This window comes from Herbaspirillum sp. VT-16-41 (assembly GCF_001994935.1).
GTDB classification, from domain to species: Bacteria; Pseudomonadota; Gammaproteobacteria; order Burkholderiales; family Burkholderiaceae_D; genus Herbaspirillum; species Herbaspirillum frisingense.
Window position 1 is genome coordinate 392,302 of the sequence record NZ_MUXB01000114.1, and the last position, 12,963, is coordinate 405,264.

11 protein-coding genes and 1 pseudogene are annotated in these 12,963 nt (G+C 63.6%); 7 read left to right on the forward strand and 5 right to left on the reverse strand.

Annotation, left to right across the window (positions count from 1 at the left end; all coding sequences use genetic code 11):
* The first annotated feature begins 357 nt into the window (after positions 1 to 357).
* The 3 genes from BTM36_RS17030 to BTM36_RS17040 all read left to right on the forward strand — a co-directional run bounded on the left by BTM36_RS17030 (position 358) and on the right by BTM36_RS17040 (position 1,793).
* Complete coding sequence (locus BTM36_RS17030) at positions 358 to 645, forward strand: PQ-loop domain-containing transporter (protein ID WP_077237186.1); 288 nt, start codon at positions 358 to 360, stop codon at positions 643 to 645.
* Between the two features lie 192 nt (positions 646 to 837).
* Complete coding sequence (locus tag BTM36_RS17035; protein ID WP_077237187.1) at positions 838 to 1,410, forward strand: DUF4142 domain-containing protein; 573 nt, start codon at positions 838 to 840, stop codon at positions 1,408 to 1,410.
* Between the two features lie 143 nt (positions 1,411 to 1,553).
* A complete protein-coding gene (locus BTM36_RS17040) occupies positions 1,554 to 1,793 on the forward strand; it encodes a hypothetical protein (protein WP_006465238.1) in 240 nt (79 codons plus the stop codon).
* Between the two features lie 452 nt (positions 1,794 to 2,245).
* Here BTM36_RS17040 and BTM36_RS17045 read toward each other — a convergent pair.
* The 4 genes and pseudogenes from BTM36_RS17045 to BTM36_RS17060 form a co-directional block, all read right to left on the reverse strand.
* Positions 2,246 to 2,755, reverse strand: a pseudogene (locus BTM36_RS17045) (type 1 glutamine amidotransferase domain-containing protein); the annotation flags it as partial.
* 69 nt (positions 2,756 to 2,824) lie between these two features.
* Positions 2,825 to 3,037 (reverse strand): hypothetical protein, encoded by a 213-nt coding sequence (locus BTM36_RS17050; protein WP_006465236.1) that lies wholly within the window; start codon positions 3,035 to 3,037, stop codon positions 2,825 to 2,827.
* Between the two features lie 256 nt (positions 3,038 to 3,293).
* Complete coding sequence (locus BTM36_RS17055) at positions 3,294 to 3,560, reverse strand: hypothetical protein (RefSeq protein ID WP_077237188.1); 267 nt, start codon at positions 3,558 to 3,560, stop codon at positions 3,294 to 3,296.
* Between the two features lie 2 nt (positions 3,561 to 3,562).
* Positions 3,563 to 5,257 (reverse strand): thiamine pyrophosphate-binding protein, encoded by a 1,695-nt coding sequence (locus tag BTM36_RS17060; protein WP_077237189.1) that lies wholly within the window; start codon positions 5,255 to 5,257, stop codon positions 3,563 to 3,565.
* Between the two features lie 208 nt (positions 5,258 to 5,465).
* Between BTM36_RS17060 and BTM36_RS17065 the strand changes: the two genes are divergently transcribed.
* The 4 genes from BTM36_RS17065 to BTM36_RS17080 all read left to right on the forward strand — a co-directional run bounded on the left by BTM36_RS17065 (position 5,466) and on the right by BTM36_RS17080 (position 12,070).
* The gene (locus tag BTM36_RS17065; RefSeq protein WP_077237190.1) at positions 5,466 to 6,515 is read left to right on the forward strand and encodes a Ku protein; all 1,050 of its coding nucleotides are present in this window, start codon (positions 5,466 to 5,468) and stop codon (positions 6,513 to 6,515) included.
* On the forward strand, positions 6,512 to 9,136 hold the full coding sequence (gene ligD / locus BTM36_RS17070; protein WP_077237191.1) for a DNA ligase D: 2,625 nt from the start codon (positions 6,512 to 6,514) through the stop codon (positions 9,134 to 9,136). Before BTM36_RS17065 ends, ligD begins: the two co-directional genes overlap by 4 nt.
* A gap of 181 nt (positions 9,137 to 9,317) precedes the next feature.
* Positions 9,318 to 10,436: a nucleotide excision repair endonuclease gene (locus BTM36_RS17075; RefSeq protein WP_077237192.1), complete on the forward strand. Its 1,119-nt coding sequence runs from the start codon at positions 9,318 to 9,320 to the stop codon at positions 10,434 to 10,436.
* 248 nt (positions 10,437 to 10,684) lie between these two features.
* On the forward strand, positions 10,685 to 12,070 hold the full coding sequence (locus BTM36_RS17080; protein WP_174616866.1) for a hypothetical protein: 1,386 nt from the start codon (positions 10,685 to 10,687) through the stop codon (positions 12,068 to 12,070).
* A 73-nt stretch (positions 12,071 to 12,143) separates the two neighbouring features.
* On the opposite strand, the gene BTM36_RS17085 is transcribed toward BTM36_RS17080, so the two are convergent.
* The gene (locus BTM36_RS17085; protein ID WP_077237193.1) at positions 12,144 to 12,941 is read right to left on the reverse strand and encodes a transporter substrate-binding domain-containing protein; all 798 of its coding nucleotides are present in this window, start codon (positions 12,939 to 12,941) and stop codon (positions 12,144 to 12,146) included.
* Positions 12,942 to 12,963 lie beyond the last annotated feature (22 nt).

Here is a 12,963-nt window from a genome sequence, read left to right on the forward strand (position 1 = left end):
AAGAATGAAAAGGGGGAAAAGCCTCGAAAGCGGAAGAGCGAAATTGACCTGTGTAAATTGTGCAGTTTTCTTCAGGTCGCCAGGCAGGCGACCGTCATATCCACTGATATCCACTGCCACTACTCTTCCAGCCTAAGCAAGGCACACCCATGCCGCAATGCCAGAGCGCCCCATTGTCGGGTCGGCAGATTCGCGCAGGGCTGCGCGAATGCACCGACGTGCCGCCGCATCACCGGCCATCCGCGGACTCTTCCTACAGTGGCTTGCGAGGCCGGCCGACTGCATGGCTGGCCTGGCTGCTTCACCATCGCTGCATCGACCGCTTCCCGGGGCTGTACGGGCTCCCACCAAACCATCATGTCCGATCACATTACCGACCTCATCGGCTGGGGCGCCACCCTGATCCTGCTGCTGACCATCTCCTCGCAGGTCTATGAGCAGTGGCGCAGTCGTTCCACCCAGGGCGTTTCGCACTGGCTGTTTGCCGGGCAACTGGCGGCCTCGGCCGGTTTCGTGACCTACAGTCTGCTGCAGGGCGACTGGGTGTTCGTGGTGTCCAATGTCTTCCTGCTGGGGACGGCACTGCTGGGGCAGATCCTGTACCTGCGCAATCGTCGCCGCCAGCGGTCGCAGGAGCAGACCTGAGGCGGCCAAGCTGACAGCTCGCCCTCCTGCCGCATGGATGCTTCCCTCGCGCTCATCGATTCCTACAGGTTTCATTGGCGCTGTCTGATGCAAGGCAGACGCCATCCTTACTACAGTATTTGCATGACATGCCACGCAGGGCATCGCGGGCTCGCCATCTTTAGCTCAACCATAACCACAAGGAGTATCGCCATGCGTTCCATTCCCTTCGCCTCTTCGGATCTGATGACCCGCCACCGCACCCGCCGCCTGCTGGGCGCGGGCGCATTGTTCATTGCCGGCGCCACGCTGGCCTTGAGCGCCTCGGCCGAATCCGTCACCAGCAAGGACAAGAGCTTCATGACCAAGGCCGCCGAGGCCGGCAATGCCGAAATCGCGGCCAGCAAGGTCGCGCTGGAAAAGAGCAGCAATCCGGCCGTCAAGGATTTCGCGCAGAAGATGATTGACCAGCATGGCACCGTCGGCGACGAGCTCAAGCAGTTGGCTTCCAGCAAGGATGTCACCCTGCCTACCGAACCCAGCATGGCCCAGCGCGCCAAGATCGCCATCCTCGAAAAGCTGTCCGGCAACACCTTCGACAAGCGCTACGCCAGCATGATCGGGGTGTCGGCCCATGAGGATGCTGTCAAGTTGTTCCAGAAGTCCTCTACCTCGGCCGATGACCCGGATGTGAAGAATTTTGCCGCCAAGACCCTGCCGGGGCTCAAGGAACATCTGAAGATGGGCCGTGACCTGAAGAGCAAGGTGGATGCCGCCAAGAAATAAGGCCATCCAATCCAGCCCATGATGGGGGGGCCGCGAAAAAGGTAAAAAGCCCTTTCGCTGCCGCCCTCATCGACTATGCTGATAGCAGCCTTGCCCCGCCCGTCATGACGTCCCATCTCGCCACCGTGCCGAGGAGACTTGCCATGAAACACTTCGCCAAATCTGTTGAACAGCAGCAAGCCGGTCACTTCATGCCGCGCGTGACCAAGCTGGACAAGCACAAGTACGTCGCCTATCTCGATACCCGCATCGATCACCTCTGGCATATGGACCTGCACGACCTGAAGGGTCAGCCGGTACGTATCTGCAAGAAGCGCAAGGAAGCCGAGAAGGTCGCCCTGGCATTGCTGGAACAAGCCATGCGCCGCCCTGGCGCAGCGTAGGGGCTGATGCATTGACGTGATGTCGGGGGTGTAACAGCTGTCCCGATGATGTAGTTGCCGTCCGTAACGCAGGTTGCGGACGGCATTTGCGTTTTCACCGCGAGCTTCCGGTTACAGGTTTCAAGTCTTCAGGTCTGCAGAAAAAACTACGAAGTAAAAAGCAAAAAAGAGGGGATCACCCCTCTTTCCGCATGAAGCCGTATGCAGCCCGATAGTTCAGACCCGATCAACCATCACTTTGCGGAGACTGGCCATGGGCCATGGGCCACGGCAAAGGCCTCGTTTTCATGGCTGGGCGGGGCGGCTGGCGCGCTGCCTTTTTCCGACAGGCGTGGCCTGGTGGTATCGGCCTCTCCACCGGCTTCGGTCAATGCCGGCTCGCCGCCCGCCGCGTCAGGCTGCTGGCCCTGTTCCCGCCGTTGCTGCTCATCCAGCAGCTTCATGAACTCATTGTTGAAGGCCGGGATGTCGGTGGGTTTGCGGGAGGAGACGAAGTTTTCGTCACGTACCACTTCCTGGTCCACCCACTGGCTCCCGGCGTTCTTGAAGTCGTCCTGCAGGCTGGGCCAGCTGGTGACGGTGCGGCCCTTGGCGATGCCGGCCGAGATCAACAGCCAGCCGCCGTGGCAGATGGAGGCGATGGGCTTTTCCGCATCATTGGCGGCGCGGATGAAATTGCGGGCCTGCGGCAGCAGGCGCATGGCGTCGCCGTTGACGACACCACCAGGCAGCAGTACGGCGGAGTAGTCCTCGGGGCGGGCCGTGTCCAGGCTACCGTCCACGGACACCGATTCTCCCTTGTCGACATGCTTGAAGCCCTGCACGCTGTCGGTCTTGTCGGAGAGGATGTGCACGGTGGCACCGGCGGCTTCGAGCGCCTTTTTCGGCTCCAGCAGTTCGGCCTGCTCGAAACCATCGGTCACCAGGACCGCGACCTTCAATTGTTGATAGCGATTGCTCATGTTCAATCTCCCTGATGGAAAAGGGCGGCCGGCATGCACCGGCCGCCCTCGTTGGGGGCGGATGACGGATCAGTCCGGGGTGTTCTGGCGAACCTTGTTGCGGTTCTGGTGATCGTTGCTGGCCTTGTCCATCTCGGGCGCCTTTTCGATGCGCGTGATGTTGGAGGTGGCCACCGGGTCACTACCCGGGAAGCTCATCTCGTTGGCTTCGTCCAGCGCGACTTCCGAAGGGGTGTCGTACTGGTTGGGACGATGATCCTTGTTCTGTTTGCTTGCGCTCATGATGACCTCCTTTAACTTTGAAATATCAGTCTTCGCGATGTATGCGGACCTTTTGCAGATCTCTTGCCGACCTGATCGGATCGACGCATCGGTCAAACGATGTGCAAACGATGTGACCGGTGAAACCCAGCTTACTGTGCCGTCCCGGGCTGCGGTATAAGCCAGCGGCGCAAGCCTGCGTAAGAATGCAGGCAATGCTGCAGTAAGGCGCCTCTATGTGCCTTTATGCGCCTTTATGCGGCTCCGATGGCACCATTCATGGCCATGGCGCCGGCGTCACATCCTCGAACTGTGCCTGTTGCTGGCCACCGGCAGGAATCGCATCGGGTTGACGCCCGAGGTGCAGCCTGCTGCCGGTCAGCAATTCCAGTTCACGCTCGGAGGCGACGAAGGCGGCATCATCCAGCGGCTGCTCGGCGACCGGCCAGTGGGTCATGGCCCACTGCTTGTAGTCCTCGAAGCGTCGTTTCAATTCGCGGGCATAGTCCTCGCGTTGCTGCTCAATGCTCGTCTGGCTTTCCATGTTCAGCCTCCTTTCATGGCGATCAGGCTCTCGCGCACCTTGGCCAGGCCAAAGCGCCATATCTGTTCCATCTTGATGTGCGGCATGACCGGCAATTCGGACGGATCGATGAAGACATCCAGCACCGCCGGGCCGGGCGCTGCCAGCAGCTGCTGCAGGCTCTCCTGCAGCTCGTCGGGCGTGCGGGCGGTGAAGCCCTGGCCGCCGCAGGCGCGTGCAAAGGCGGCGAAATCGGCATTGGGGAATTCCGAACCCTCGAAGGCGGGCATGCCGGCTTCTTCCATTTCCAGGTGGACCAGGCCCCATTCGCGGTTGTTGAAGACCACCACCTTCAAGGGCAGCTTGTGCTCCACACTGGTCATGAACTCGCCCATCAACATGGTGAAGCCACCGTCGCCCACCGCCACCACGACCTGCCGCTGGCGATCCAGTGCCTGGATACCGTTGGCCTGGCCCAGCGAGGTGCCGACGGCGGCATTGTTGAAGGAGGCCAGGATGCGCTGCTGCCCGCGCTGGCGGATCCAGTTGCCACACCATAGCGTCACCACGCCGGTATCGACCACGAAGGTCGCATCGTCGTCGGCCAGGTCGCTCAGCGTGCGGGCCAGGCTCTGCGGCTTGATCTTCTTGTGCTGAGGCTTGATGTCGGCGGCGCTGTCGAGCTTGGCGTTCCAGCGTTCGCGCTCGCCATTGACCTTCTGCAGGAAACTGCCGTCGGTCTTGCCCTCGACCTTTTCCAGCAGCGCCCGCACGCTGGGCCCGACCGAGCCGGTGATGCCCAGCGTGACCGGCGCCCGTCGTCCGAGGACGAAGCCGCGTTCGTCGATCTGGATCACCTTGGACTTGGTGGGCAGGAATTCCGAGTAGGGATAGTCCGATCCCAGCATCAGCATCAACTCCGCCGCCTGCAGCGCATCGGTGCCCGGCGCGCCGCCGATCAGGCCGACCCCGCCGATCCAGTGCGGATGGTCGTAGGCCATCAGGTCCTTGCCGCGGAAGGTGTGCATCACCGGTGCCTGCAACTTGCTGGCCAGGGCCAGCACCTGGTCGATGGCGCCCCGGCAGCCATTGCCGGCAAAGATGGCGACCGAGCTGGCAGCGTTGATCAGTTCTGCGGCGGCCTGGATGTCGGACGGCGGCGGCGCCAGTTCGGCGCGCTCGCGCAGGGTGTGCAGGCTGGGGACCGTATTGGAGGTACGGGCACCGATGATGTCGGCCGGCAGGTTCAGGTGGGCTACGCCGCGTTGGGCGTAGGCCTGGGCAATGGCCTGGTGGAAGACTGCAGGCGCCTGGTCGGCACTGGTGACGATCTGGCTGTAGGCCGCGACATCGCGAAAGAGCAGGTCGGGTGAATTTTCCTGCAGATAATCGGTACCTCGACGCGCGGCTGGCACGCCGCCGGAGATGGCCAGGACCGGGGCGTGGTCCTTGCGGGCTTCATACAGGCCCGCCACCAGGTGGTTGGCGCCGGGGCCGGTGGTGCCGCAGCAGACCGCCAGGCAGCCGGTCAGCTTGGCCTGGCCGGCGGCGGCCAGGGCCGCACCTTCTTCGTGGCGCACGCCTATCCATTCGATGCGCTTGTCGCGACGGATGGCATCGGTGAGGGGATTCAGGGCGTCACCGACGACGCCGAAGATCTGGCGCACCCCGATCTGGTACAGGGTGTCGATGAGGATTTCTGCAACGGTGGCGGACATGTCGGCTCCATGGACGAGGATGAGTCGTTCAAGGGTAAGACGCCATCCGGTGCTGCTGTATCGGTCTATCCGGTAAATCCGTGTAGGAGAAGGAGGAGAAGGGCGCGCGGCTGCGGCACATTCCTACGCCGGCTTCATCCGCCGGCCGACTGCGGCAGCGGGGCCGGGCACGCATAATCGGCGCATCAGCAAGACTGTGGAGGAAGCGATGCGACGCGCACTATGGAAGGGGGCGATCAGCTTCGGGCTGATCAATATCCCGGTCGAACTCTATACCGCCGAGAAGCACGATGAACTGGACTTCACGCTGCTGGACAAGCGTGATCTGTCACCGGTGGGCTACAAGCGCTACAACAAGAAATCCGGCCGTGAAGTGCCGTGGGAAAACATCATCAAGGGCTATGAATACGAGGACGGCAAGTTCGTCCTCATGTCCGACGAAGACCTGCGCCGCGCCAATGTGGAGGCGACCCAGAGCATCGACATCCAGAGCTTCGTGGAGCGCGAGCAGGTCCCCATCCTGTATTACGAGCAACCTTACTTCCTGGCCCCGGCCAAGGGGGGCGACAAGGCCTATGCGCTGCTGCGCGAGACCCTGCTGGCCAGCGACAAGATGGCCATTGCCCAGATCGTCATCCGCACCCGCCAGCACCTGGCAGCCCTCATTCCGCAGGGCGACATGCTGCAACTGATCACCTTGCGCTACCCCAGCGAATTGCGCGCACCGGACGACCTGCCGGTGCCGTCGCGCCAGTCGAAGAAGGCGGCGGTGACCCGGCAGGAAGTGGAGATGGCGCGCGCCCTGGTGGATCACATGTCCGCCGAGTGGGAGCCCGAGCAGTTCCATGACACCTATCGCGATGACGTGCTGGGCCTGATCAAGAAGAAGATCAAGAGCCGGCAGCCCCATGAGGTTGCCGAACCCGACGAAGCCGCCGCGCCCGCCCGCAGCGGGGCCAAGGTGGTGGACCTGATGGCGCTGCTCAAGAGCAGTCTGGACGGGCGCGGCAAGGCGTCGGCCAAGGCGCGCAAGAGCGGTCGCGACGATGCGGATGAAGAAGAGGGAAAGGAAGAGGACCAAGATAAGCCGACCCAGGGCGCCAAAGTCCACAAGCTGGCTGACCGCAAGCCTGCTGCCAAGCGTAGCAGCACCCGCAATGGCACCAAGGCCGCCGCTGGCACCACGAGCGCCAAGAGCGGCAGCAAAAGCAGTAAAAGCGCCAAAAGCAGCGGCCCCTCGCGGAGGGCACAGGCATGAGTGCTTCGTCCCTGGATCGCTATCATGCCAAGCGCGACTTCACGCTCACTCCGGAACCCTCCGGCAAAGGCCGCCGGTCAGCCCGGGCGGCCGAGGGCGGCTTGCACTTCTTCATCCAGCGCCACCATGCACGGCGCCTGCACTACGACTTCCGCCTGGAACTGGATGGCGTACTCAAGAGCTGGGCCGTTCCCAAGGGACCGAGCCTGGATCCGCATGACAAGCGGCTGGCCGTGCGGGTGGAAGACCATCCGCTGGACTATGGCACTTTCGAAGGCGACATTCCGGAACATCAGTACGGCGCAGGCCATGTGCTGCTGTGGGACCGCGGCCAGTGGCTGCCGCAGGGCGACGTGCACGCCGGCCTGAAGAAGGGCCATCTCAGTTTCGAACTCCAGGGCGACAAGCTGCAGGGTCGCTGGGCGCTAGTCCGCATGGGCAAGCCGGCGGCCGATGGCAAGGAAAACTGGTTGCTCATCAAGGACGATGACGATGCCGCCCGCAGCGGCAAGGCAGCCGCGATCACCGAATTGCGGCCGGAAAGCGTCAAGGATCGCGGTGACGAGGCTGGCGCAGGTGACAAAGGGCAGGAGAACCAGCGAGCGGCCCGGCCGAAGAAAGCATCCAAGTCCTCCAGGCAGCCACCATCCCGCGCAGAGGCAGCAGACGCCCAGCCACGCCCAAGCAAGCTGCCGGAGGTCATGGATGCGCAACTGGCGACGCTGGTGGATCAGGCGCCGCAGGGTGATGAATGGCTCAGCGAACTGAAGTTCGATGGCTATCGCGGCCTGTGCCGCATCGACGCCGGTCGGGCTGCCATCTTCACCCGCGAAGGTCTGGACTGGAGCCATCGCTGGCCGATCCTGGTCAAGGCCCTGGAACGACTGCCGGTGGACGACGCCTGGATCGACGGCGAAGTGGTGGCGCTGGACGAGAACGGGCGGATCAGCTTCGAGGCCTTGCAGACCCTGGCGCGCGGCGACCGGCAGCAGGCCAATGGCATCCGCCTGGCGCTGTATGCCTTCGATCTGCTGTTCCTGAATGGTCACGACCTGCGGGAGGTTCCGCTCCTGCAGCGCAAGGAATTGCTGCGCACCCTGATTCCCGGCGCGGATGAAGACGGACTGCTGCTCTACAGCGAGCACATCGTCGGTCATACCGATGAGGTGTTCCAGCACGCCTGCCAGCATGGCATGGAGGGCATCGTGGTCAAGCGCGCCGATGCCCCTTATACCGGACGTCGCGACCGCAACTGGCTCAAGCTCAAGTGCGAGCATCGCCAGGAATTCGTGATCGCCGGCTATACCGAGCCGGCTGGCCAGCGCAGCGGATTCGGTGCCATTCTGGTGGGCGTCCATGACGACAAGGGACAGTTGCAGTATGCCGGGCGGGTCGGCACCGGTTTCGATGATCGCCTGCTGGAGCAGCTGTTGAAGCAGTTCCGCAAGCTGGAGCAGAACCAGCCGGCCTTCGTCAACCCGCCGACGGGGCAGCAACGGCGCGGCGTACATTGGCTGGCCCCCAAGCTGGTGGCCGAAGTCAGGTTCGCGCAGTGGACCCGCTCGGGGATTCTGCGACACGGCAGTTTCCTGGCGCTGCGGGAAGACAAGCAGGCCCGTGACATCGTGCGCGAGACGGAGCAAGCCCTGGCGCAGCCGGCCGATGGCGGCGGTGACAACGATGAGGCCAGCAGCAACGCTGCGAGCAAGGCGGACCTCTCCCGACCCGTGACGGTCGCAGGGGTGAAGTTGACGCATCCTGGCAAGATCATCTTCCCCGATACCGGCCTGACCAAGCTGGAACTGGCCCGCTACTACCAGAGTGTGGCCGGGTTCATCCTGCCTGAACTGAAGCAACGGCCCTTGTCGCTGGTGCGCTGTCCGGACGGGCAGGGCGGCCAATGCTTCTTCCAGAAGCACATCGGTCAGGGGATGCCCGAGGCGATTGACGCCATCGAGGTCCCGGAAGGCGAGGGCAGCGCCCGATACATGATGGTCAACGATGTTGCCGGCCTGGTTGCGACGGTGCAGATGGGCGTGCTCGAACTGCATGCCTGGGGCGCCACCGGCCGTGCGCTGGCCAAACCGGACCGGGTGGTGTTCGACCTCGATCCAGCACCGGATGTGCCCTGGGCTGCGGTAGTGGAGGGCGCACAACTGGTGCGCGGCCTGCTGCAGGAGATAGGCCTGGCGTGTTACCTGAAGACTTCCGGGGGCAAGGGCCTGCATGTGATGGTGCCGATCCGTCCTGATCATCGCTGGGACGTGGTCAAGGACTGGGCGCACCGGGTGGCTGCCCATCTGGCCCGGGTGCTGCCGGACCGTTTCATTGCCCGCATGAGCAAGGCGGCGCGTCAGGGCAGGATTTTCATCGATTACCTGCGCAATGCCCCGGGAGCGACCACCGTGGTCGCCTATTCGGTACGCGCCCGGGCGGGGGCACCGGTGTCGGTGCCGATCACCTGGGAAGAGCTGGAACAGGGCATCACGGCCGATCATTTCAAGGTCGCCACCATGCCGCAGCGACTCAAGGACCTCCAGGACCATGATCCCTGGGCCGGCTTCGGCAAGGCCAGGCAGCGGCTGAGCAAGGCCATGCTGGACGCCTTCGAGCCCGTCTGAACCGGGTTCGTGCGGTGGCGGCGCTGTGGCCGCCAAGCTGGGCAGGGCGGCAATGTCCTACACGATCTTCATCTTCCTGCCGACTGTGGGCGCGGCGGGCCAACTTCATAATTCACTTTAACTTCAAGGCCTGGTGCATCCGGGCCTTTTGCAAAACCCGTCGAGCACGTCCAGACGTGCCATGAATACCAAGAAGGAATTGGCCCACGCCATGAATACCCTCAGCCACCGCACTTCGCTGACCCAGCTCTTTACCCGTCCCCTGCAGGCCGCCATGCCTTCCCTGATGCCACACGCGAGCGCCGTGGCGCCGGGTGGTGCCGCGCCGCGCAAGCTGCCGGCAGCACTGGTGGAGCGCCTGCTGGTCCAGGAAGGACAGCGCGGCATGGGATCGCCCGGTCATCCGCTGGCCACCTTCAATGCGCCCCAGCCGGCGGCGCATCGGGCGGCGACCTTCAGCTATCCCCTGCATATCGAGCGTGCCAGCATCGAGGCCTTGCCCAATGCCTGCGGCGTCTACATCTTCCGTGGCGTGGACGATGCCCCGCTGTACGTGGGGCGTAGCGTCAACCTGCGCAGCCGCGTGCTGGCGCATCTGCACAACCATGAAGACCAGTTCCTGATCGGCCAAACCCGTCGCATCGAGTGCCGCCGCACGGCCGGCGAACTGGGCGCGGCCCTGCTGGAAAACTCTCTGCTGCGCGACCTGCGCCCGGCTCACAACAAGAAGCAACGCAGCAAGCGCGGCCTGTTCACCCTGCGCCTGAGCGCGGAGGGCCAGCCACAGGTCACGCAGGTGGCCGAGCGTGAATTCAGCCGCGCCGAAAACCTGTTCGGCATCTTCACCAGCGAACGGGCGGCGCAGGAAGCGCTGCACAAGCTGGTGCAGGGACATGGTCTGTGTTCCATCGTCACTGGGCTGGAGCAGCCGGGCGGTTTCGGCATGGCCTGTTTCGGTCGCCAGATCCGTCGCTGCCGCGGCGCCTGCACCGGCGAGGAATCCCCCGAGCAGCACCAGCAGCGCCTGATGCAGGCGCTGGAAGACCTGCGCATCCTGCCCTGGCCGTATGCCGGCCCCATGGGCATCGTCGAACAGGGCGAGGGCTGGCAGCAGGTGCATGTGATCGATCACTGGCGCTATCTGGGTTCGCTGGATCGCGACCACCGCCAGCTGCCGACCCGTCCGGCGGCCAGCCTCAAGGGTTTTGACCTGGACAGCTACAAGCTGGTGATCCAGCCCTACCTGCTGGGCCAGCTGGACCTGCGTCCGCTGCCGGGACTGCCGCTGTCGGCCGGCTGAAGCGGCGGGTCTGGCGCTCGCTGGTGATTCTCGGGTGATCCCAGGTCATCTTCGGTCATATTTCGTACTTCCTGGCAATTCCCGGGCGCTCCGTGTCCGTTCCAGCCGGTCCCATGCTGCTGGAAGCTTTCTTCCGTTTTCCTTGCGCGGTGCAGTCGTTCTTTTCTGGTGCCGCACTGTCCCTGTTTTCTCGTTCTCCCCGTTCTGTCCGTTCTCCCAATCCCTTGACTGCTCTTTCCTTCCACTCCATGCGACGACGACTCCCACGCTATGCGGCCACCCTGGTGCTGGCCGCGCCTGTCTCCCTCTCGCTGGCCCAGGCGGCCGAGCTTACCGGCCTGTGTCGCAACGACCTGACACTGGACAAGGATCAACTGGCCGCCAGCCTGATCCGCACCTATCCGGTCAGCACGGCCTATCTGTCGGTGGGCAAGGAGCCCGCACCGCTGTCCTCGCCACGGGCGCTGGTGGCCTGGCTACTGCAGAAGCGCGCCGCTGAAAAAGCCACTGGACAGGCCTGTCAGGGCGATAGCTGCAACGTCGATCACATGGCCGAAGAAGTGCAACGACTGCTGGATGGCAAGGATTCCCAGATCAAGCCGAGCGGCCGCAGTGATGTGGCCGCCTTTTTCCGCGACAACAGCCGGGCAGGGCTGAGCTGCACCACGGCCCAGGCTGCGCCTGCCATGGCTTATGCCGGCTCCGCCCTGGCCATGGGGGTGGCGCCAACGGCGGCGGGTGGTGCTGCCACGCCGGCGGCCGGTCCGGCCGCGTCGGCAACAGCGGCAACGTCGGCACCGGCTGGCGCGCAACAGGCCGGCTGGATGGATCACGTGCGCGTGCGCGGCAATCCTGACCAGCTCTCCATCGATCACCGCGACAAGGCCGGCTTTGCCTCGGTGGACCGTGCCCGGCTGGCGCTGGCCAATGACGACGTGGCGCAGTCGCGGACCAATGATGTGGTGGTCTACACCGGTTATTCGCTGGACAAGCGCCCCATGGGCGAGCCGGGCAGTACCTATGAGGCGGTGCCCTATGTCGGTTTCAAGCAGAACCGGGTGACCACTTATGATGCCGGCAATCGCGACGTCACCACCACGCGTACCACCCAGGTCGGGATGCTGTCGGCCTTCCACTTCGCCCATGCCGATACGGCCAATACCGAAGACCTGACCGCGCGTCCCGACTACCTGGTCAACAACACCGATGGCAGCCGCCTGCTGACGGTCAACTTCACCCTCACGCCGGTGCGGCCGGGTGGGCTCAATGATTTCCTGCGCTGGGGCAATGGCCTGGCGTTCAAGCCCATCCTGATAGGCCAGAGCCGTAACGGTATCTACATCAATCGCGGTGACCCGGATGTGTATGACCAGCATCGCGACTTCATCCGCCTGGGCGCCCAGGCGGGGTTCACGCTGTCCTCGACCAATCCGGCGCTGCCCTTCGATTTCACCACGACCTTTACCGGCCTGAAGGCGTTGCAGGGAAACCGCAGCATCCATTACTGGAAGTCGGTGCTGACCTACAACTTCAACCAGAACGTCGGCCTGAGCCTGGATTATTCCAATGGCCTGCTGCCCGATACCGGCGATGCGGAGCGCAAGTGGGGCCTGGCGGTGTCCTCGAAGTTCTGATGCCGATCCGGCGTTGCCATGCAAAACGGCGGGAATCCCGCCGTTTTTTGTTTTTTCCGGGTGGTCGTCCGTGTCAGTGGTAGGTGTTGGCCATCTTCTCCGGCAGCGGCACGCTGAGCCACTTCTGGACGATGCCGTTGAGCTCGCCGCTCTTCTTGGCCGCGGTCAGGATCTCGTTGACCTTGTTGAGCAGCGCCGGTTCGCCCTTGTTCAGGCCGACGGCGCAGGCCGACTCCTGGATGATGTACTTCAGCACGGGCTTGTTGTCGGCCACCCGTTCGGCCAGCGCATGGGCGACGAAGTCACCGGTGCCGACCAGCTGGATCTGACCGGAGGTATAGGCGGAGATGAGGGCATTGTTGTCCTCGTAACGCTTGATGTTGGCACTGGTGGGAGCGCTCAGGGTCAGCTGCAGATCCTGGAAGGTGCCACGCGCCACGCCGATAGTCTTGCCGGCCAGGTCGGCGGCGTTGCTGACCTTGATGCTGGCCACGCCGAACACGCTGTTGTTGTAGGGCGCATAGGGCTGTGAAAAATCGATCACTTTTTCGCGATCCGAATTCTTGCCCAGGGTTGAAATGATCAGGTCGGTCTTGTGGGTCTGCAGGTAGGCAATGCGGTTGGCACTGGCCACCGGTACCAGTTGCACCCTCACGCCCATCTTGTCGGCGATGAGTCGGGCGACGTCGATATCCAGGCCTTGCAGGTGCATGTCACCGTCGATCGAGCCGAAGGGAGCAAAGTCCTGCGGTACGCCGATGCGCACCACGCCGGCCTTGTGGATGGCGGCCAGGCCGTCGGCGTGCGCGGCGACGGAGCTAAGTGCAGTCAGGCCGAACGTCAGGGCCAGCAGGCTAGTCTTGAATTTCATCTCCGGATTCTCCTTGTAATGG

What these genes read in the sequence shown, in the direction of transcription:
- BTM36_RS17030 (WP_077237186.1), top strand. Translation starts at nt 358, where the DNA reads ATGTCCGATCACATTACCGACCTCATCGGCTGGGGCGCCACCCTGATC.
- BTM36_RS17035 (WP_077237187.1), top strand. Translation starts at nt 838, where the DNA reads ATGCGTTCCATTCCCTTCGCCTCTTCGGATCTGATGACCCGCCACCGC.
- BTM36_RS17040 (WP_006465238.1), top strand. Translation starts at nt 1,554, where the DNA reads ATGAAACACTTCGCCAAATCTGTTGAACAGCAGCAAGCCGGTCACTTC.
- BTM36_RS17050 (WP_006465236.1), bottom strand. Translation starts at nt 3,037, where the DNA reads ATGAGCGCAAGCAAACAGAACAAGGATCATCGTCCCAACCAGTACGAC.
- BTM36_RS17055 (WP_077237188.1), bottom strand. Translation starts at nt 3,560, where the DNA reads ATGGAAAGCCAGACGAGCATTGAGCAGCAACGCGAGGACTATGCCCGC.
- BTM36_RS17060 (WP_077237189.1), bottom strand. Translation starts at nt 5,257, where the DNA reads ATGTCCGCCACCGTTGCAGAAATCCTCATCGACACCCTGTACCAGATC.
- BTM36_RS17065 (WP_077237190.1), top strand. Translation starts at nt 5,466, where the DNA reads ATGCGACGCGCACTATGGAAGGGGGCGATCAGCTTCGGGCTGATCAAT.
- ligD (WP_077237191.1), top strand. Translation starts at nt 6,512, where the DNA reads ATGAGTGCTTCGTCCCTGGATCGCTATCATGCCAAGCGCGACTTCACG.
- BTM36_RS17075 (WP_077237192.1), top strand. Translation starts at nt 9,318, where the DNA reads ATGAATACCAAGAAGGAATTGGCCCACGCCATGAATACCCTCAGCCAC.
- BTM36_RS17080 (WP_174616866.1), top strand. Translation starts at nt 10,685, where the DNA reads ATGCGACGACGACTCCCACGCTATGCGGCCACCCTGGTGCTGGCCGCG.
- BTM36_RS17085 (WP_077237193.1), bottom strand. Translation starts at nt 12,941, where the DNA reads ATGAAATTCAAGACTAGCCTGCTGGCCCTGACGTTCGGCCTGACTGCA.